Annotated in this window: 17 protein-coding genes; 4 read left to right on the top strand and 13 right to left on the bottom strand. The window is 36.9% G+C overall.

Annotated features, from left to right (window positions below):
• The first annotated feature begins 2 nt into the window (after nt 1-2).
• From GX437_09330 to GX437_09340, 3 genes are all read left to right on the top strand, one after another.
• Nucleotides 3-2,186: a bifunctional (p)ppGpp synthetase/guanosine-3',5'-bis(diphosphate) 3'-pyrophosphohydrolase gene (locus tag GX437_09330; protein NLJ07857.1), complete on the top strand. Its 2,184-nt coding sequence runs from the start codon at nt 3-5 to the stop codon at nt 2,184-2,186.
• A gap of 61 nt (nt 2,187-2,247) precedes the next feature.
• The gene (locus GX437_09335; protein NLJ07858.1) at nt 2,248-2,694 is read left to right on the top strand and encodes a transcriptional repressor; all 447 of its coding nucleotides are present in this window, start codon (nt 2,248-2,250) and stop codon (nt 2,692-2,694) included.
• Nucleotides 2,695-2,731: 37 nt separating this feature from the next.
• The gene (locus tag GX437_09340; GenBank protein NLJ07859.1) at nt 2,732-3,994 is read left to right on the top strand and encodes an adenylosuccinate synthase; all 1,263 of its coding nucleotides are present in this window, start codon (nt 2,732-2,734) and stop codon (nt 3,992-3,994) included.
• 50 nt (nt 3,995-4,044) lie between these two features.
• Here the strand turns inward: GX437_09340 and gldN are convergent, their stop codons facing one another.
• The 13 genes from gldN to GX437_09405 all read right to left on the bottom strand — a co-directional run bounded on the left by gldN (nt 4,045) and on the right by GX437_09405 (nt 18,509).
• Entirely contained in the window at nt 4,045-4,905 is an 861-nt protein-coding gene (gene gldN / locus GX437_09345) for a gliding motility protein GldN (protein NLJ07860.1), read from the bottom strand.
• A 9-nt stretch (nt 4,906-4,914) separates the two neighbouring features.
• Nucleotides 4,915-6,510, bottom strand: a complete 1,596-nt coding sequence (gene gldM, locus GX437_09350) for a gliding motility protein GldM (GenBank protein NLJ07861.1) — start codon at nt 6,508-6,510, stop codon at nt 4,915-4,917.
• Nucleotides 6,511-6,548: 38 nt separating this feature from the next.
• Nucleotides 6,549-7,370, bottom strand: coding sequence for a gliding motility protein GldL (gene gldL / locus GX437_09355; protein NLJ07862.1), 822 nt, complete (start codon nt 7,368-7,370; stop codon nt 6,549-6,551).
• Between the two features lie 41 nt (nt 7,371-7,411).
• Nucleotides 7,412-8,728, bottom strand: a complete 1,317-nt coding sequence (locus GX437_09360; GenBank protein ID NLJ07863.1) for an SUMF1/EgtB/PvdO family nonheme iron enzyme — start codon at nt 8,726-8,728, stop codon at nt 7,412-7,414.
• Between the two features lie 128 nt (nt 8,729-8,856).
• The gene (locus GX437_09365) at nt 8,857-9,858 is read right to left on the bottom strand and encodes a type IX secretion system membrane protein PorP/SprF (GenBank protein ID NLJ07864.1); all 1,002 of its coding nucleotides are present in this window, start codon (nt 9,856-9,858) and stop codon (nt 8,857-8,859) included.
• A 106-nt stretch (nt 9,859-9,964) separates the two neighbouring features.
• Nucleotides 9,965-10,708 (bottom strand): uroporphyrinogen-III synthase, encoded by a 744-nt coding sequence (locus GX437_09370; GenBank protein NLJ07865.1) that lies wholly within the window; start codon nt 10,706-10,708, stop codon nt 9,965-9,967.
• 11 nt (nt 10,709-10,719) lie between these two features.
• Nucleotides 10,720-11,571 (bottom strand): DUF4271 domain-containing protein, encoded by an 852-nt coding sequence (locus GX437_09375; protein ID NLJ07866.1) that lies wholly within the window; start codon nt 11,569-11,571, stop codon nt 10,720-10,722.
• Complete coding sequence (radA, locus tag GX437_09380) at nt 11,571-12,926, bottom strand: DNA repair protein RadA (GenBank protein ID NLJ07867.1); 1,356 nt, start codon at nt 12,924-12,926, stop codon at nt 11,571-11,573. Before radA ends, GX437_09375 begins: the two co-directional genes overlap by 1 nt.
• 12 nt (nt 12,927-12,938) lie before the next feature.
• Complete coding sequence (locus GX437_09385; GenBank protein ID NLJ07868.1) at nt 12,939-13,424, bottom strand: ribonuclease HI; 486 nt, start codon at nt 13,422-13,424, stop codon at nt 12,939-12,941.
• Entirely contained in the window at nt 13,424-14,008 is a 585-nt protein-coding gene (locus tag GX437_09390; protein NLJ07869.1) for a TIGR00725 family protein, read from the bottom strand. The genes GX437_09385 and GX437_09390 overlap by 1 nt, the downstream gene beginning before the upstream one ends.
• Nucleotides 14,009-14,049: 41 nt before the next feature.
• Nucleotides 14,050-14,277 carry a hypothetical protein gene (locus GX437_09395; GenBank protein NLJ07870.1) on the bottom strand — a complete coding sequence of 76 codons (228 nt, stop codon included), beginning with the start codon at nt 14,275-14,277 and terminating at the stop codon, nt 14,050-14,052.
• A 71-nt stretch (nt 14,278-14,348) separates the two neighbouring features.
• On the bottom strand, nt 14,349-16,460 hold the full coding sequence (locus GX437_09400; protein NLJ07871.1) for a hypothetical protein: 2,112 nt from the start codon (nt 16,458-16,460) through the stop codon (nt 14,349-14,351).
• A 75-nt stretch (nt 16,461-16,535) separates the two neighbouring features.
• Nucleotides 16,536-18,509 carry an N-6 DNA methylase gene (locus GX437_09405; GenBank protein ID NLJ07872.1) on the bottom strand — a complete coding sequence of 658 codons (1,974 nt, stop codon included), beginning with the start codon at nt 18,507-18,509 and terminating at the stop codon, nt 16,536-16,538.
• 194 nt (nt 18,510-18,703) lie between these two features.
• Between GX437_09405 and GX437_09410 the strand changes: the two genes are divergently transcribed.
• Complete coding sequence (locus GX437_09410) at nt 18,704-19,048, top strand: DoxX family membrane protein (GenBank protein NLJ07873.1); 345 nt, start codon at nt 18,704-18,706, stop codon at nt 19,046-19,048.
• The last annotated feature ends 54 nt before the right edge of the window (nt 19,049-19,102 follow it).

Below are 19,102 nucleotides of genomic sequence, written 5' to 3' on the forward strand. Positions count from 1 at the left end.
CTATGGAAAATGTTGACTTACAAAAGGAGAATATCCAACTCAGGAATACCTACCGGACTTTATTGCGTGCTGCCCGACCCTATGTCAGCAATGCTGAAAAAAAGATTATCCGTAAAGCATTCAACTTCGCTTTGAATGCACATAGAGGAATGAGACGAAAATCAGGAGAATTATATATATTTCACCCGCTTTCTGTCGCCATCATTGCGACCAGAGAAATCGGACTGGGCTGTACTTCCATTGTGTGCTGTTTGCTGCATGATGTAGTTGAAGATACAGACGTAACCTTAGAGGAAATAGAAGGCATTTTTGGGCCTAAGGTGGCTAAAATTATTTCCGGCCTGACTAAAATCAGTGATTTTATCGGACATACTCCTTCCATGCAGGCTGAGAATTTTAAAAAAATATTACTGACCATGTCGGAAGACCTCAGGGTTATTTTAATCAAGATAGCCGACAGGTTGCACAACATGCGGACACTGGATGCTGTCCCAAAACAAACCCAGCTTAAAATATCCTCTGAAACGCTTGAACTTTTTGCTCCCTTAGCTCACCGTCTTGGACTTTTTGCTATTAAAAGCGAGCTGGAAGACCTGGCATTTAAATATACTGAGCCTCAGTTGTATCAGGAAATTGACGCCAAAATAAGTGCTTATAGTGCACAAATGAACAGGTTTGTTAAAACCTTCATGAAACCAGTGCAAAAAATTCTTGACCAGCAAAATTTCAAATATGAATACAAGGCAAGGTTTAAATCCAGATACAGCATTTACAAAAAGATGCAGACGCGAAACATAGATTTCAGTCAAATCTATGACTTATTTGCCATCAGAATCATTATTGATAACTCTGTTGATGAAAAAACAGATTGCTGGAGGGTTTATTCAATCATCACAGATTTTTATAAGCCTAACTCTGACAGAATGAGAGATTGGCTTTCAACACCAAAATTAAATGGTTACGAGGCCTTGCATATTACCGTCATGGGTCCGACCGGCAGATGGGTTGAAATTCAGATACGTTCCCGCAGGATGGATGATATTGCAGAAAAAGGTTTTGCTGCACATTGGAAATACAAGGAAAATGCAAACATGCAGGATTCCACTCTGGATGAATGGATCAAACAGGTTAGTGAAATTTTGTTAAACCAGGATGGTTCTGCTATTGAGTTTTTCGACCAGTTTAAGTTAAATCTTTTTTCCGGAGAGGTTTATGTTTTTACTCCCAAAGGGGAAATGAAAGTATTGCCATCTCAATCAACAGTGCTCGATTTCGCATTTTATATCCACTCAGATATTGGCTTGCATTGCATAGGGGCAAAGGTCAATTCAAGGTTGGTATCGCTAAACTATCCACTCAATAATGGCGATCAGGTAGAAATATTGACTTCCAGCAAACCTCAGGTTAAGCATGAATGGTTAAATTTTGTCAAAACAGCAAAGGCTATTTCGAAAATCAAACAGGCATTAAAAGAAGAAAGAAAAGAGTTTGCTGCAAAAGGTGAGGCAATCTTACACAAAAAACTTCAGTTGGAAAATCTCGAAAATGAAAAAAGCATCGAGCTCCTCACCGACTATTTTAATCTTGGATCTGATGAAGAACTTTATTACTTTATAGGTACCAATAAAATTGACCATTCCGATTTGCACAATGCCTTCAGGGCATTAAGTTTTGTGGAGAAAAAGGAAAACAAAAATCAGGTTAATAAAAATCAGGAAATTATCATTCTTGATGATCAGGTGGATGTACCTTATAAGTTTGCCAGTTGTTGCAACCCGATACCCGGAGACAAAATCTTTGGATTTTTAACTGTTGGTGAAGGAATTATTATACACCGTACCAATTGTCCGGCAGGTATTAAGTTAATGGCAAATTATGGCTTTCGAATAGTCAATGTGGATTGGCCTGAGAAAAGATCTATCAATACGGAATATTTTTCTGTTGGTATTTTTTTCAGAGGCATTGATAATATAGGAATGCTGAGTAAAATATCCGATATTATTTCCCGTCAGTTTGAAATCAATATGAAATCCATATCTGTCAATTCAAATGCGGGAGCATTTGAAGGCAGAATTGTCGTCAATATTTATGACACCAAACACCTCGATGCATTAATTGATAAGCTCAAAAGTATTGAAGGAATGGAATCAGTAAAACGATTCCATGTGGAAGATGCAGCAAAGTAATTAAATTAATTTTAATCAGAATAATTCTTTTAATTAACTTTGAACCTTCAAAATTTAGTAAATGAAAAAATCTAAAAAAGACATCTACAGCGAAGTAAGGGAGATATTTACAAATTACCTTGCTGCTAAAAATTATCGTAAAACTCAGGGTCGATATGATATTTTGTATGAAATTTATTCATTTAACGAGCATTTTGAAGTTGAAACTCTTTACATTTCATTAAAAAACAAGAATTATCATATCAGCAGGGCAACCATCTACAATACCGTAGATTTATTGCTTGAATGTGGCCTGATAGTCAAACATAGCTTTGGAAAAAAAGCCGGCACCTATGAAAAAGCTTATGGCCATCATCAGCATGATCATTTAATAAATATTGAGAATCAGGATGTCATTGAGTTTCACGATGACCGTATTAACGAACTTGTTGAAGATATTGCCCGCCAGTATAATTTCTCGGTTTCGCACTATGCTTTCACTATTTATGGAAAGCCACAAGAAAAGTAGGTAATTTATAATACATTGAAAATCTTTTATTTATTTTATGCCTGTTGATGTTTTGTTAGGTCTGCAATGGGGAGATGAGGGTAAAGGAAAAATCATTGATACATTAAGTCCCCGGTATGAAATTGTTGCCCGGTTTCAGGGAGGCCCTAATGCCGGACACACCTTATTAATAAATGGTAAAAAATTTATTTTTCATACGCTTCCTTCAGGAGTGATTCATACCCATACTAAAAATATTTTAGGTACAGGCATGGTTATCGATCCTGTTACGGTGAGAAAAGAAATAGAAATGGTTGAAAATGAGGGGATTAATGTTAAAAACAGCATTTTAATTTCTGAAAAGGCTCACTTAATACTTCCTTCTCATAAATACCTGGATGCATTTTTTGAAAAAAAGATGGGTGAAAATAAGATCGGTTCTACCCTGAAGGGAATAGGCCCGGCTTATCAGGACAAAATTTCAAGAGTAGGCTTACGGATGGGACATGTCAAATCCAATCATTTTCATGAACTCTATCAAATTCTTAAACAACGACATTTTGCATTGCTTGACGATGCAGGTAAAGACTTGTCGGAGAGTGAAGAGGGAAAATGGTCAGAAGCCATTGAATTTCTTAAAAATTATCCTATAGTCAATACGGAGAATTACTTAAATGAATCATTAAAAGACAATAGAAAAGTTCTGGCAGAGGGAGCACAAGGCACTTTGCTTGACATTGATTATGGCACCTATCCGTATGTAACTTCTTCCTCAACAATTGCGGCAGGAGCCTGCACCGGATTGGGGATTAGCCCAAAATACGTTAATGAGGTTCTCGGTGTCTTTAAAGCATACACCACACGTGTGGGTGAGGGACCTTTTCCAACTGAACAGGTAAATGAAATTGGTGAATTTTTAACTGAAAAGGGATGTGAATACGGCTCTACTACCGGAAGAAAACGCAGATGTGGATGGCTTGACCTTGTTGCGCTTAAATACGCCATTATGATAAATGGTGTAACTTCCCTTATAATTACAAAATCCGATGTTCTTTCTTTCCTGGATGAAATAAAGGTTTGTTCGCAATATTCAGACGACAGCATGAAGCGTGTTGAATTTTCAGAGCTTTATTTCGGTGGAAATATTCATCCTGAATATCAAACGTTTAAAAGCTGGAAAACCGATATTTCACAGATAAAAGAATATGATGAGTTGCCTTCAGCATTTAAACATTATCTGAAATATATTGAAAATGAAACAAGGCTGAAAATCAGGTTGATTTCAACCGGGCCCGACAGAAATCAAATGATTCAGCGATAAAAAAAAGGGGACAAAAATGTCCCCTTTTTAATTTATTTCAAACATCATGATTACCATTCCCAAAGGTCATGTTCCCAATTGAAAAGTTTTTCCTTGATTTTTTCTGATTCCAGAAAAGCATCCAGCGTACTTGATTTAAACTCTTCAAACTGTGTAATGGCATAGTCGAATGCATTTGATTCTTTGGTAATGTAACTTGTAAACATTCTGTGTTCGAACCAGTCGAGGTAATTCATCCTCATGGCATCATTGTGTCTGTTAAATATTTCCTGACTGACAAGGATTTTCTTGAAATCTTCCCATTTTACCCAATACATTTCCTGCTCATTCAATTCAACCCCACCTACTCTTGGTTTGTACATAGGGGCAATTGCAATAATGCGCCAGAAAAACATTGACCTTTGTTTATCAAAGATATAATCTTCCATCAGGCGGTATTTGATGATCTTTTCAGGGCGGAATGGGTTAATGACGGTGGAATCAATGTAATAGTCAGGATAATTTTCCGGGTCAGGATAAATCTGAATAACTTCTTCTTCCCCGCCTAGTTTTAAAATTTCTTCCGCTGTATAAAATGAAATTAAGGAGTCATTTTTATAAGCAGTAATGGGTGCACTGCCATATCCCTGTGTAACTGCCTCATAAATAATACGATAGAGTGGGCTACGTGGCCATTTCATGATGACGTTCATTTTTTCACGCGAATCAATGATTCTCTGAATTCTCCACATCATCATCACATCAGCTTCACGCAATGGTGGATAAGGAATAATGGAACGCTCCTTAATGGCTTTTTTCTCATAAGTAAAGTCACCATATTCCGTTTGAGCAGAGGCAAGTTGTATAAAGACTGTTACCACAATAACAGTTGCTACAAATTTAACCAGCCAAAAGAAATTTTTATTAATCATGGCAATAATTTATTTAACAGTTAACACAACGGCACCGGGAATCTGTTTATTGCCTAATCCGGGTGCTTCGGCCCAGATATTAGTTACAATAAGCATATCACCTGCACCGGGAGCGGTCATCCAGCCTTTCATTTCATTTGTCAGCTGTGCACCATTCCCATCAGCAAACTGAGCATTTCCTCTTTTGGGTTGATAAACCATTTTAAACTTGGTTACTCTGTAAGTCAGATCAAATGCAAAGTTTTCCAGTCGGGCAGCTACCATATTAATCGTACGTAATTCAGCAGCACTGATTTCCCCTCCTGATTTTGACCCCAGATAAGGAACAGGAGCAGGAACCTTTTTCAAACGAAATTCGCCAGAACCTGCATTCTTGATACCTCCTCCGGGAAGATTTACCGTAACATTTATTTTTGCATTTTCAAGTTTAAATTGTCCTTTTGGCTCAGGAACAACAACAATAAAATCACCGGGTTTTCCAGCTACCGGAGTAATAGATCCACCGGCAGTGGATGATATGGAAGCTTTCACATCGGTAGGCCTGAAACCAGGAACAGAAATAGAAAACGGATTTTCAAGACCCATGTAAATAACATTCATTTTGGTGGGTGAAATAATTGCCGGTGCATTGAAAACGTCATAAGCCAATTCATAAGGATACTTGGTCTTTTCACCTGTTGATTTATTGGTTACAACAATTTCTCCGCTGAACTTGAATGATCCCTGTGATGCAGTGCTTCCCACATAGGTGGCTTTACCATTTTTTACCTCAAGAGGTTTTCCACTCAGAAAAATTTCAGGTTGTTGATTAGAGTCATAAGCAGCAAGTAATATTTCTGCTTCGTACTTTTCACCCACAGCAACTGCACTCTTTCCCGTAGTAACACGAACAACGGGAATAAGCGTATTGAATTTGAAGTCTAATTTTCCAATCTGACTCAGTAATTCAGTATTTATATTCTGTTGTGTTGTGCGCACATCTGATTGGATTTTGGTTAAAAGCGTTACACAGGCAATAACCGGAACCATGTGAAAACGTTCAGCTGCCCATGTTTTACCGGGAGTCATTGCTTCTTCTTTCTTGATAATTATTTTCGGTTCGAAAGTTTCCCAGTTTTTCTTGATGTTATCAACTGATTTGGCTACTTCCTCAAGTTTTTCCCGTGTTTTGCCAATTTCCTCCTGCAGTGCATCACCTCTTTTGTTGTTTACCATAATACGGGTAACACTTTCAAGGTCTTTCATGTTTTTATATGCACTGTCGTTTTCTTTGGCATTCCACTCCATACCCCCGCTTTCTTCAATAATCAGGTGCTTTAAATTCTCGACATAGGCATAAAGTTCATCACAAGCTTTATTAACTTCAACAGCTTTTGCCTGATACAGAGCGGCTTCTTTTGTGGTTTCTTTGAGCTTTTCAAAGTTATCCATCACTGCTTTTTCCTGATTATCAATCAATGCAATGGTTTTTAACATACCATCGTTCACTGTTTTGAAAGCCAGGAGGATTTCCGCAGATACGTTGAGTGCAAGCATTGCCGTTAAAACCAGATACATCATGTTGATCATCATCTGGCGTAACGGATTGGTTTTTCCTACTGACATATTTTTAATTTTTAATCGTTACACAAAGATTTTTTCGTTTAACCACGGTAGGTCATTGCACTAAGCATATTCCCGTAAATATTGTTCAGTCCGGTAAGATTTTCATTCAATTTTGAAAATCCATCTTTAATCTGAACCGAAATAGAACCAACATCCGACAGGTTGGACAAAACTTCACCCAACTTATCCTGATACTGACTCATGATTTCTTTATGTTTCGATTGTTCATTCAGCTCAAGCTCATAAACGGAATTCAAAGCTGTCAGATTACTTGTTGCCAGCTTAATCTGGTCGAAATATTCTTTTGAAGAAGCTGATGCTTCGGAGAGCAATGTCATGGCTTCAGCAGCTTTTCCGTAAGATTCATTAATCTTATCCAGACTGGCTGATGCGACCTGTAATTTACCTGCATATTCACTGGTCAACACTGCAGCATTTCCAACTTCTTTCAAGCCATCAACGGTATTGGCAAGTTTGTTCATGCCTTCACCAAGTCGTCTTACCAGAGTGGTTTCAATTTTGGCTTCTTCCAGCATTTTTTCAATTTCTCCTGAAATTGACTTTTTAGCAGTTGATTCACCTTCTTCATGCTCATCAGTTACAGCAAGCTCAGGATAAACTTTCGTCCAGTCATATTCTTTCTGGATATCAAAAGCTGACAGGAAGAATATCAGTGCTTCTGTTGAAAGACCCAGTGTAAGCATAATACCAGCGCCCTTCCAGTGCTGAATTTTAAACAGCGCACCTAAAATAACGACTGATGCACCCCATCCATAAAGTTTTGCCATAAATGCTTTAAAAGCATGGCTTTGTAAAAAACTTCCTTTTTTCTTTGAAGGTTTTGATTTTGCCTTTGCCATCTTTTTCTGAATTTTAGTTAGTTGTTTAAGAATTTAAAAAATTAGTAATTAGAATTTTTATCTTTAATGGAACGACCCATATAAGTCATGACACAACGAAAACCGATGTAGGCTTTGGCTGTATCCTGATATTCATAGGAGCGTGTTCCATTTTGAAGCCAGTATCCGACATCTTTGAAAGAACCTCCGCGAATGGCTTTCCGTTTGATGCTTGCCCGTGATTCTTCATCTCCGACATTTCTGAAATAGTACGGATTCATATCATGAATTACACTGTTAATTCCTTCATCATAGGCATTATCACACCATTCGGCCACATTTCCTGCCATGCAATACAAACCATAGTCATTCGGAAAATAACTGGTAACCCTGACAGGATAATACCCACCATCCTCTGAATAATTACCACGAAGAGGCTTAAAGTTAGCCAGAAAACAACCTTTGCTGTTTCTCAGATAAGGACCTCCCCATGGATATGGACTGAAATCTCTGCCGCCACGGGATGCATATTCCCATTCAGCTTCGGTAGGCAGCCTGAAATCGTTTACTTTTGGCATTCCAATCGATTTGTAATAATCATTGAGATATTTTGTCCTCCAGTGGCAGAATGCTCTGGCCTGAATCCATGAAACACCAACGACAGGATATTCGTCATAAGCAGGATGAAAGAAATATAATTGCGTAAGCGGCTCATTGAAAGCATAAGTAAAGTCTCTTATCCAGCAAAGTGTATCTGGATAAATTCTTACTTTTTCATTGCGGATAAATTTTTCCCTTGAAACAGGGGTTCCTTTACGGTTAAGTTCGTAATATTCTCTTTTGGCTGCTTCATTTAAGTCAAACCATTGATATTCATAAATATATTTTCTGACATCAAACTCATATAAATCACCTTCAAAAACTTCATTGCCCTGATAAAACATTTCTGCAAGGTTTTCCCTGATTTCCGGTAATTCATAATCAAGTTTGGTACGCCAGTTAATGTATTCATCACCATTGGCATTTTCCATTACCCATGCATCTCCAAGGGTTTTTCGGGCAATTGAGTCACGAACCCAGTAAACAAACTGACGGTATTCGTTGTTGGTAATTTCTGTATCATCCATAAAAAATGACTGGATGGTTACCTGCATAGGCCTTGAAGTAAGCGCATAGATAATGTCTTCATCACTTTGCCCCATGTGAAATGTTCCCGTAGGTATGTTGACAGTACCATAGGGCTGGGGGTGATTCCAGATCATTCTTCCACTAACTCCAACAAGTTGACCCTTAGTATTCCTAAGTCCACAACTCTGAAAAAGGAAAGTCAGCGAAACGAACGCAAGTGTAATTAGCCTGAAGTCCTTTAGATATCTCATGATGTTGATAATTAATCAATCGGCAAATTTATACTTTTTTATTTTTATCCTGCAAATTTTTTAACGCAATTAATTTCAAGTTATTATATCCATAAATATTTTGTCAAAATTAAAGTTGTCATTTTAGCCTAATTATAGGGTTTTAAATACCTTGGGGACCAGATAATGTTGGGAATAACCACCTTTGTTTTGGTAACAATTTTGAAACAGTAATTGAATACAACTTCATGAGAACCAGTACTGTAGTTAAGAATCCTGGTAGTGGTCAGGTCGTAGGAATAGCCAAAAGTAAGCTGAGGGGTAAGTCGCATTCCCAGCAATAAAGAAATATCTGCTGCAGGTGAACCCTGTCTGTAATTCAGGCCGCCATAAAATTTGTTTTTGTAAGTAACATTACAGTTGACATCAAATTGTTGTTTTGCTTTATCGATTTTGTAAAGTATCGATGGTTGAATTTCAATATCGGGATTGGCAGGTAATAAAAGATTATATCCGGCCACAACATAGGATTGCCTGACCAGTTTATTGGTGGGTCCGCCATAATTAAATTCTCCTCCTAAAAGATGCTGTGAGGAAATACCAACATAAAACTTATTTGCGGTGAAAACATACATCCCCAGCCCCAAATCCGGTTTAATATCCGAAGCATTCACAGGAATGCCGGGGTCGTTGGGATTGTCAGGTGGTTTCCAGACACCGTCAAAGGCACTTTGAATTCCTCCAACATTGGCACCTACCTGAATCGTACCGAAAGAAAAGTATTTTTTGAGGGAAAGTGTAAAATTTGCAGTCGTTCTTGATTCAAAACCATGTTTATCATTGATAACATAAAAGCCGGCTCCTCCAAGAAAATTTGAGCCGGGTATGGGAGCATGAATGCTGAAAGTTTGCGTTTGAGGGGCAATACCCTGATACTCATTGTCTCCACCAAACCCAAGCCATTGATTGTGATACAAAAAGGTCATACAGATAAATTCCGGATTTGAACCTGTAAATGCGGGATTATAAACAAGTTTGTTAAACATAAAGTTGGTGTACATAGGATCTTGTTGGGCATGAGCAATATTTGCAGAGAAGAAAAAATAGCCTGCCAGCAGACTGAAATAAAGGTGTAACTGATTAATTCTCATAGTCATTTATCTTAAAAATGTACATAACGACTGAAATAACTGAATTGAAAACGCCTGCAAGATAATAAAATTGTAATATATGCAAGCTTTTCCAAAAAAATCTTCACTATTTGTTGACATTTTTAATATATTGCTCGATAGCCATTTTCATGGAAGGTGTTTGTGGAGTCGGAGCGGGAATATCCAGTCGCAGTCCTGCATCGACAACGGCCTTGCAGGTACTTTCACCAAAAGCGGCAATTCTGATGTCATTTTGAACAAATCCGGGAAAATTTTCACGCAAAGAGTTAATTCCGGCAGGGCTGAAAAATGCAATAATATCGTAACTATAGATATCAATATCACTCAAATCTGCTGACACGGTATTGTAAAGAACACTGCTTGAATATCGAATTCCATTGGCATCCAGAAACTCAAATAACTCATTACTGGAAATATTGGAACAGGGAATAAAATAATATTCGTGAGGATTTTTCAGTAAAAGCTCTTCAAGTGTGCGGTCTTTTGTTTTTGGGAAAAAAATTCTTCTTTTTCTGTAAGAAGTAAATTTCTGCAGATATAAGGCATAAGGTTCACTGAGACAGAAGAATTTCATTTCGTTCGGTATGTCAATCTTGGTCTCTTTACATATTCTGAAAAAGTTTTCAATGGCCGTTCTGCTGGTCATTATCACAGCGGAATGATCAAGAATTCTTACTCTTTCCTTTAAAAAATCCATTGATTGAACAGGCTCAACCTTTATAAATTTTCTATAGGTAATTTTAACATTATATTTATTGGCTAAATCCTGAAAGGGGGATGTCTCATCCTTTGGCTCAGGTTGTGAAATTAAAAGATGCTTTATTTTCAATGCCTTAAATTTTAATTGTGATTCAACCCGATAAATTCTTTAATTATCGCAAAATAAAGCGATATTTCAAAGACGCAAAGGTATAACAAAACATAAAACAAATTTGACAGATTAATTTTTTTTATGATGAAATAATTTTTAATTAGCCTGAACAGAATCATGACAATCAGGAAAACTTTTATTATTTCAAAGGCAAACTTATTAATTGGCGGGCTTGCAAAGTAAATTAAAATCAGAAAAGGAATTAATAAGACTCCTGCCATTCTGTTAAAAGTGAGAATCTGACTCAAATGTACATTTTCAGTTCCTCTTTTAAAAAAGACACGATAAAAAATCCTGATGATCATGATTTGAACAAGGTATAACAATGTAATTATCCTGAAAATCTGCCAATAACCCATTACTGATCTGATTTCTGACAATTTAAGAAAAAACAGGGATAGGGAGAAAATAAAAATGATATCAAGAATAATATTATTAATTAATAGGAAGGACTGAGCTTCCTTTTTCGACAAGTTATCAAGAAAAGAAGTGGTCGAATAAGTATTTCTGAAAATATTCAGGAAATAATCCGGATTTAATATCCTGATTAACAGAACGATTAACAACATAAATATCAGCGCAAAAAATAAATAGGTACTAAATAAGTTGTACTTTTCCCGGGGTTTTTCAGGATACAAAAGATGCATCTTTATTATTTGGCTGTGCGTTTTCCAAAGATTGCTATCCTGATGATATTGAAAATGATAGACAGTAAATGGAACAGGTAAAGTGGTATCTGATGAAGGATGATATTTTTGTGAATATGTTAATGAAAAGAAGGTCAGACTAAAGCATAACAATATTCCTGCTTTGAGTTTCATTATTTATACAAGAGTTTAATAAACTGATTCAAATGTTCAACCGGAGTAATTTTTATGTTTTTAAAGGATTTATGCTGAAACTTATTGTAAGAAGAAATAAAAATCTGCGAAAAACCCAATTTTTCAGCCTCAAAAATTCTTCTTTCCAGTTGCCTGACAGGCCTGATTTCTCCTGAAAGCCCAATTTCGCCAGTAAAACAGGTATCAGCCTGAATAGGGCTATCGAAAAAAGAAGAAGTTAAGGCCGAAACAATGCCGAGATCAGTAGCTGTGTCGGTGATTTTCAGCCCACCGGCCACATTAAAGAAAACATCCTGCGAAATAATTTTTAGTCCGCACCTTTTTTCCAGAACTGCCAGCAACATGGAAAGTCTTCTGTTATCGTAACCCGTACTGTTTCGCTGGGGAGTTCCATAATAAGTAGGAGTTACAAGTGCCTGAAGTTCAATTAACATAGGTCTTAGCCCTTCCAGCATGGCTGAAACGGCAATACCGCTTAAATGGCTCTGGCGGTGAGTGAGTAAGATATCTGAGGGATTGGATACTTCAATTAATCCTTTTTCCGACATTTCATAAATACCTAAATCAGACACTGAACCAAACCGGTTTTTGATTGTACGGAGAATTCTGTAGTCATAATTTCTGTCACCCTCAAAATACAGCACTGTATCAACCATGTGTTCGAGTAGCTTAGGCCCTGCCAGATAACCATCTTTGGTGATATGACCAATTAATATTAATGTAATATGCTGGTTTTTAGCAATCTCACTTAACCTCGCTGTGCAATCCCTGATTTGCGACAGGCTGCCTGCAGGGCTTTCGATATTGGAGGATGATAAAGTTTGAACCGAGTCAATGATGATAAGTTTTGGATTCAGGTGCTGGAGATATTGGATAATTAACTCAAGATTTGTTTCTGTCAGCAGGTAGCAGTCGGGATTGGCCAATCCAAGTCTTTTTGCTCTCATTTTGATTTGTGAAGCACTTTCTTCACCTGAAATATAAAGGCTTGAAAAGTTTTTCAGACGTAAAGCAAGTTGTAAAAGAAGTGTCGATTTACCTATTCCGGGTTCGCCTCCGATAAGTGTAACAGATCCGGGGATAAGTCCACCTCCTGTAATCCTGTTCAGTTCACCATCCGGCAGCATCAACCTGTCTTTCTCAGAAATCTCCAGATTCCCAAAGTTATCAATATTTATAGGCTTTGATGACCCGGCTAATTCCTGTTTTGATTTTTCAGGGACAATTTCTTCTGCAAAGGTATTCCATTCTCCACATGAAGGACATTTTCCCTGCCACTTCAATGAACTGGCGCCACAGTTCTGACAAATATAGGTTGTCTTTATTTTTGACATACTCTTGAAGTATTAATCAAACAAATCCTGCTTATCCATGTTATTTTCATACCATTCATCAATTTCAGAAGGCATCTCGGCAGCTTTTTTTGCCAGATAATCACATCTCTCATTTTCGGGAATACCTACATGCGATTCAACCCATTTGAATTTAACATTTTGCTTTTTAATCAGTTTTAAAATTTTCAGCCATAAATCAGGATTTTTTTTCCCTTTAAATCCTTTGCTGTGCCATGAATAAACCCATTTTTTTTCTATGGCATCGACCACATATCTTGAGTCTGAATAAACAGTAAAATTCAGTCCTTCTTTGTTCAGTGCTTCCAGTGCTAAAATAACCCCCATCAGTTCCATCCGGTTATTGGTAGTTTTTCTAAAACCTTTTGAGATTTCTTTCCTGTTTGAACCATATTTCAGTACAGCGGCACATCCACCTGGCCCCGGATTTCCGAGAGCCGAACCATCTGTATAAATTATTAATTCCGGTGGGTTTTTCATTACAGGGAATATTTGTTTTCGAGCATGGCAGAATATAACCCCTTGTATCTGTTTTGATAATGATGATAATGGGCATTAATGATTGAGATAACCTCTTCTTCATTATTCACTTTGAAAATGATATCGCCCTCCCATTCGACTCTTTTTCTGTCGTCAAGGCGTGTACCTGCCAGTTTTCCGCTCCATCCTTCAACATTGTAAGCAATAAGCATACGTTTGAAAGTCCATGCAAATGCCATTTCTGAAAGTGTTCCTGCTCTGCCACCGATAGCCACCACCACATCAGAATTTGCAACGATTGCATTGCGATAAGTATCTAATCCTGTTGCAATTACCACATCAAGATATTTATTTGAAATTTCGGGATCAAAGGTTGGCAAAATACCAATACAAAGACCATCATAATATTTTTCCGATTGCTTTGCCCCTTTTGCAACTGCTTCCATGATGCCGGTCATTCCACCTGAAACTATTCTGAAACCATTGTCAATCAGGGCTTTTCCTAATTGTTCCGATAATTTATAAATGGATGAATCTCTGTCAATTCCGGCATCTCCGATGATACCTACGGTAATTTTTCGCATGAAATACCAAATTAATTTTCATGCAAAGGTAACGAGAAGACTTAATCTTCAAGCAGATGCGAATAGTTTTCGATCTTTTTCAAACATTTCGCTGAAGGTCTGATGTATCCTATATCAAGCAACTTCAGCAAACGTGTTGTTTCTGCATATTCAGCCTCAAAATCCTGGCGGGTTTCTTTCAGCTGATTGATTGTTAACTCGCTTTCCTTATCAAGTTCGTTGTAAAATGACAATATTGCAAGATCTTTCCATGTGTCACTATGTTGCATAGGCATTTCATTTTGATGATTTTAACTTAGAAACGTACTTTCTGAAATATTATTGTAATGGGGCGATTTTTTTAATAACTCCCAAAATATTTTCTTAAAAACCATTCTGCGGCAAGCAGGAAAACAATAAGAAAGAATATAACTTTATTGTCAATCAAATCCCTTGTCTCATAGCTGAAAAAAGTAACGGGTTTAATTTCTTTGCTGTTGAAAATCTCTTTTGTTAACTGATTCATCGTTTCAGGATAAAACATTTTTCCGTTATTGTTGATGGCCAATTGGTACATCAGATGATGATCGGCCGTTAATTCCAAATGTTCCAGCTCTGTTTTTTTAACGATCAAAATTGCTTTGATCTGCGTTTTTTTCCCGTCAATAATTGTTTCAGCGACTAATAAATATTGCCCCTCGGGAAAATAACCGGCATTCACCCGATAACCTTCACTGATTTCCTGAAACTGAAAGTTTGTCGATTTGTTTTCAGAATTAATGACAGAAAGCATGATTTGTGCATTCTTCTGCTTTTCATAACTTTTATTAAGCAATTCAACAAAAATTTCAATCTGTTCATCTTCATCGAAAACATACGTTGGCTGGCTAAACCGGAACAGCCTTCTGTCTTCCTTCAGGGATAAAAAGCGGATGGTTTTGGATAAAAATTCATTAAAAAACTCCGTTTTTCCTGAAAGCTTAAACTCGGTCATTTTCCATCGCCAGATTCCTTCACCACAAATCACTGCAGCCCTTTTTTCTTCGTTTCGGAAAAAAACAATCAATGGTCTTTCAGATTTGACATTTCCGATTTTCTGATAAAACAATGTCTGATTTTCACCGGAGATTTTATAATTGCCATAAAAAGTAGTCAGGGGAGGTAATTCATTTATCATTCCGGAAGGAGAATTTTCGAGTTCAAAATAGCTGAAATGTTCGGATAAAACAGGTTGTGCATTTTCGAATGATCGCTTGTTTTGCAATATCTGCAGGCCTGTATTCAATCTGTTGAAATTTCCGGCTGAACTTTGACTTCCGAGGATATAAAGTACCGGTATTTTTTGTTTGTTCAGATAATCCAATATTTTTACGGCAGGTTGATTTTCAGAAGGCAATTGATGAAGAATGACAACTGTCCGGTTTGAAATATTTTTGTCTAATAATGCCGGATTTGCTTCAATTTCAGCAGCCAGATAATCCTCTACTTCAAAATTATTGGATTCCCTGAAGGCTGATTTTATGGCTGAAATATCGGGGTGCGGGCTGTTGCCAATCAGTAAAATCTTATTTTTGTTTTCAAGGACTTCAACATAGAAATCCCTGATATTATTTTTCCATGTAATTTCATTTTTCAGAAAGTTGAGGGTTACCGTATATTTTTGAATACCTGATTCTTCTGCATCTATCAAAGCATCTGTTTCATAGAAAAAAATATTGTCTTTTATTGGAATAGTTGTATTAAAAACCGTTTTACCGTTATGGATTATTTTTAAAACTGCACTTTCCCCTCTGCATTTCCGGGCTTCAATGAACATCTTGACAGGAAACTGATTCCCTTTAAAGGAAATATCATTAAAAACCACATTTTTAATTTTCAGATCTCTGCGTGGAGATGTGTCTCCAAGTGCAACGGTATAGACCGGACAGGAAAAAACAGGTGAAGCCAGTAAAGGATCGCTCCCCTGATTGTAAATGCCATCAGACATGATAATGATAGCTCCTGCATTCCGGTTATAGGTCTGCTCATATAAGGAATTAATCATCGCAGAAATATCCGTCCGTTTTTCTTTGAAGTCGGCCTTAGCATTCTTTTTAACCTCGCTCCCAAAGCTGTAGCTGATGACTTCGTATTTTTCTGACAGTTTTTCTTTCAGATCAGTATATTCATTAAAGAAATCTTTTCTGTAATACTGGCTGTCTTCGTTTAAAACTATGGATTCTGAATTGTCAAACGCCATTACGATAAATGGCTTTTCTATCTTTTTGTAAAATTTTTTGATAAAGGGAGATAAAAGGAAAAAGCTAATCAGGGTGATGGTTAAAAACCTTAGGAGAATCAGAAGGCTTTTAGGGAAAGAGAGAAGTTTTTCATTCCTGAAAAAACTTTTTTTCCCGTACATCAGCCAGGTAAGAGTAACACCAAGGATAATGCAAAAAATAATTAGCCAGTATGGATAAAGAGTATGAATCACGCCAAATAAAAATTTGAATACAATTATCAAAAGGAGTGCAAAAATACGGGATTGTTATAGTTGGCTCAAGAGAAATTACTTCAGCCGCTTTCTGACAAGCTGAATCTCATTTTCATTTAGCTGAAAAATATTGTAAACCAGTTGGTTGAGTTCATTATATCTGATTTCAAACAATTTTTCATCCATCGTTGAAAGTACGATTCTGTCATGCAGCTTTTCTATTTGCTTCAAGGTTTCCTGAGGTAAAACGGGCAGTGGCAGGCTTTCAAGGTGGCTCCGCAACACTTTATGGGTAAAATATTTTTGTCTGAAAATAAACTGATAGAGCTCGGAATTAAATAAACAGGCAATGACTTTCATCGGATAATCTTTTAGTTTGGGGATCACAGCATTGGCACTGTTAAGCGTCAGGTGTTTTCCCGTATCATAGGCAAACACAAGCCTGTTAGAAATAAAACGGTAAATGAGTTTTTCTTTTGCCTTGAATTTATATAAAGGAGAAGCCTGTTGCAGTTGACTCGGGTCGTAAAAGATGAAATTTGAAGCAGTTTTTATTCTGAAGGGCTGAATATCAACACCTTTAAGAATTTTCTGATAGCCTTTCTTTTTGATTTTAGCTAAAAACTTCGAGTTGTCTCCTGTTACAATTCCCAATACCCAGTCAGCATTTCCTGTTAGGGTAATATGGGGAAAAGCCCAGATTTTTTCCAGTAATCTGACATCTTCCTCTGTGTTATGAATATCAAAGATAAACTGGTCGTTCCGTAAAAAGCGAATAGGGGAAATAAAGTACTGTCTCCCGTTTTCGACAGAAGCAAGATAGGCTTTCTCCGGATTTTTTTTCTCCAGATCAATCCTGACAACCGGACTGAAAACACCTGAAAATACGCGGTTATAATTTTTAATTTTCCTGATTTCTGCATTTTTTAAGATAAATGCCCTGATGTCTTTATGGGTTTTGATATTCAGAATGGATTCAGGAAGCAAATAGGAAAGATAACCTCCTTCCTGAAGAAGGTTAAGTCCGATAAAGATAAAATAGGAATATGATTCCATGCTGAGTATTTCCGGGTAATATTCTTTCAGAAAAGTCAGCTGTTCGTGGCGGAATTCAGCCCCCCATGGCGGATTGCCCAAAATCAGGTCAAATTTTCTGTATTTTCTGCTATGATCGTCAAGCGAATAATTGTAAATGAAATTTCTTTGATAAATATTCGGATTAAAGTCAAAATCGCTGAAAAGTATCATCAGATTAATGCGTGCTATCTGAACAGCAACCGGATCAATATCATAACCCCAAAGGCAGGTTGGCTTCAGCAGGCGTCCCAGTTTTTTAATTCTTTCGCCAGCAGCCAGTAAAAACTGACCGCTTCCGCAGCACAAATCCAGTATTTTAGCATTACCCTTGATTTTGTTGAGGTATTCTCCAGCCATTTCATCGCATATTTGTTTTGGCGTATAAAATGACCCGTTTTTTGACTTTTCACCCGAAGATGTCAGCGACTGATAAATAACACCGATGGGATCGCTTATCTCTGGGAGCTGAAAATCAAGCAATTGTTGATACAGGTCAGTCTTTTTCTCAAAATCAAGGTGTGTCTGCCAGAGATTAAGCTCCTGAATGACGTTGATATTATTACTTTTCTTGTTGTATAGTTTAAGCAATTCCCTGAAAGGAAGCTTCAGTAATAAACCGGATGAAATAAGGTGATTTAAACAAAGACAGAAAATGCTTTCATTGATATTTAACTGATTTTCAATGATGTATTCGTAAATAAGTTTTATTTTATGCGTATCTTCAGGATGGTCGAAATGTTCATCAGGAATAAAAGTTTTGTTCGAATTTTTTTTATTGGCTCTGGAATTAAGACGCCCGATCAGTCCGCTTTCAATTTTTTTCTGAAGGTTTACTATTTCAGAAAAACTGAAGAAAACTCCTTTATCGGCACGGATGCCATTCAAATAACCTTGTTTTTCCCAGTTTAAAATCGTTGCTGAAGAAACCCCCAGCTGACGGGCTGATTCAATTAAAGTCAGATTCTTTTTCATCTTAAACCGACTGACAAATATCTATGGTAATTTAATACAAATATTCAGAATTTATCAACAAGTCATAAGTATGACTGCGTTTTAAATCCCCTGTTTTCCACAGAGAAAAAATTTTGTATAATTTAAAAAAGCTGTATTTTAGCAACCCAATAATATGTCAATTTCTATACAGTAATAAGCAAAATTACAAGATTATGAAAATTTTAGGCTGGATTGGAAGAATTATTTTTGGACTGGCATTTATGGGGTTCGGAATTAATCATTTCAGGAAAACAGAAAAAATTGCAGGATATATTCCCGATTACATTCCCTGGCATACGTTCTGGGTATATTTTACAGGTATTGCATTTATTCTTGCCGGAATCAGCATTGCCATTCATTATAAGTCAAAAATTGCAGCCATTGCCCTTGCAGCTATGATTTTCCTTTTTATTGTCATTCTCTATCTGCCCGACATGATGTCGTCAAAAATGGCAATTGTTAATTATGGTGCTTTTATTGGAGCCGCTCTGTTTGTGGCTGCCAATTCAAAAAGCTGATTGTTTTTTTGTTTTATATGAATTTTTTAATTGTTTGAAAAAACTTTAACTGGC

This window comes from Sphingobacteriales bacterium, assembly GCA_012517435.1.
Classification (GTDB): domain Bacteria; phylum Bacteroidota; class Bacteroidia; order CAILMK01; family JAAYUY01; genus JAAYUY01.

Excerpts from the sequence above, each read along its gene's own strand:
- gldL (NLJ07862.1), bottom strand. The coding sequence starts at position 7,370 with ATGGCAAAGGCAAAATCAAAACCTTCAAAGAAAAAAGGAAGTTTTTTA.
- GX437_09410 (NLJ07873.1), top strand. The coding sequence starts at position 18,704 with ATGAAAATTTTAGGCTGGATTGGAAGAATTATTTTTGGACTGGCATTT.
- GX437_09330 (NLJ07857.1), top strand. The coding sequence starts at position 3 with ATGGAAAATGTTGACTTACAAAAGGAGAATATCCAACTCAGGAATACC.
- gldM (NLJ07861.1), bottom strand. The coding sequence starts at position 6,510 with ATGTCAGTAGGAAAAACCAATCCGTTACGCCAGATGATGATCAACATG.
- GX437_09360 (NLJ07863.1), bottom strand. The coding sequence starts at position 8,728 with ATGAGATATCTAAAGGACTTCAGGCTAATTACACTTGCGTTCGTTTCG.
- GX437_09405 (NLJ07872.1), bottom strand. The coding sequence starts at position 18,509 with ATGAAAAAGAATCTGACTTTAATTGAATCAGCCCGTCAGCTGGGGGTT.
- radA (NLJ07867.1), bottom strand. The coding sequence starts at position 12,926 with ATGTCAAAAATAAAGACAACCTATATTTGTCAGAACTGTGGCGCCAGT.
- GX437_09365 (NLJ07864.1), bottom strand. The coding sequence starts at position 9,858 with ATGAGAATTAATCAGTTACACCTTTATTTCAGTCTGCTGGCAGGCTAT.
- GX437_09375 (NLJ07866.1), bottom strand. The coding sequence starts at position 11,571 with ATGAAACTCAAAGCAGGAATATTGTTATGCTTTAGTCTGACCTTCTTT.
- GX437_09395 (NLJ07870.1), bottom strand. The coding sequence starts at position 14,277 with ATGCAACATAGTGACACATGGAAAGATCTTGCAATATTGTCATTTTAC.
- GX437_09335 (NLJ07858.1), top strand. The coding sequence starts at position 2,248 with ATGAAAAAATCTAAAAAAGACATCTACAGCGAAGTAAGGGAGATATTT.
- GX437_09385 (NLJ07868.1), bottom strand. The coding sequence starts at position 13,424 with ATGAAAAACCCACCGGAATTAATAATTTATACAGATGGTTCGGCTCTC.
- gldN (NLJ07860.1), bottom strand. The coding sequence starts at position 4,905 with ATGATTAATAAAAATTTCTTTTGGCTGGTTAAATTTGTAGCAACTGTT.
- GX437_09340 (NLJ07859.1), top strand. The coding sequence starts at position 2,732 with ATGCCTGTTGATGTTTTGTTAGGTCTGCAATGGGGAGATGAGGGTAAA.
- GX437_09390 (NLJ07869.1), bottom strand. The coding sequence starts at position 14,008 with ATGCGAAAAATTACCGTAGGTATCATCGGAGATGCCGGAATTGACAGA.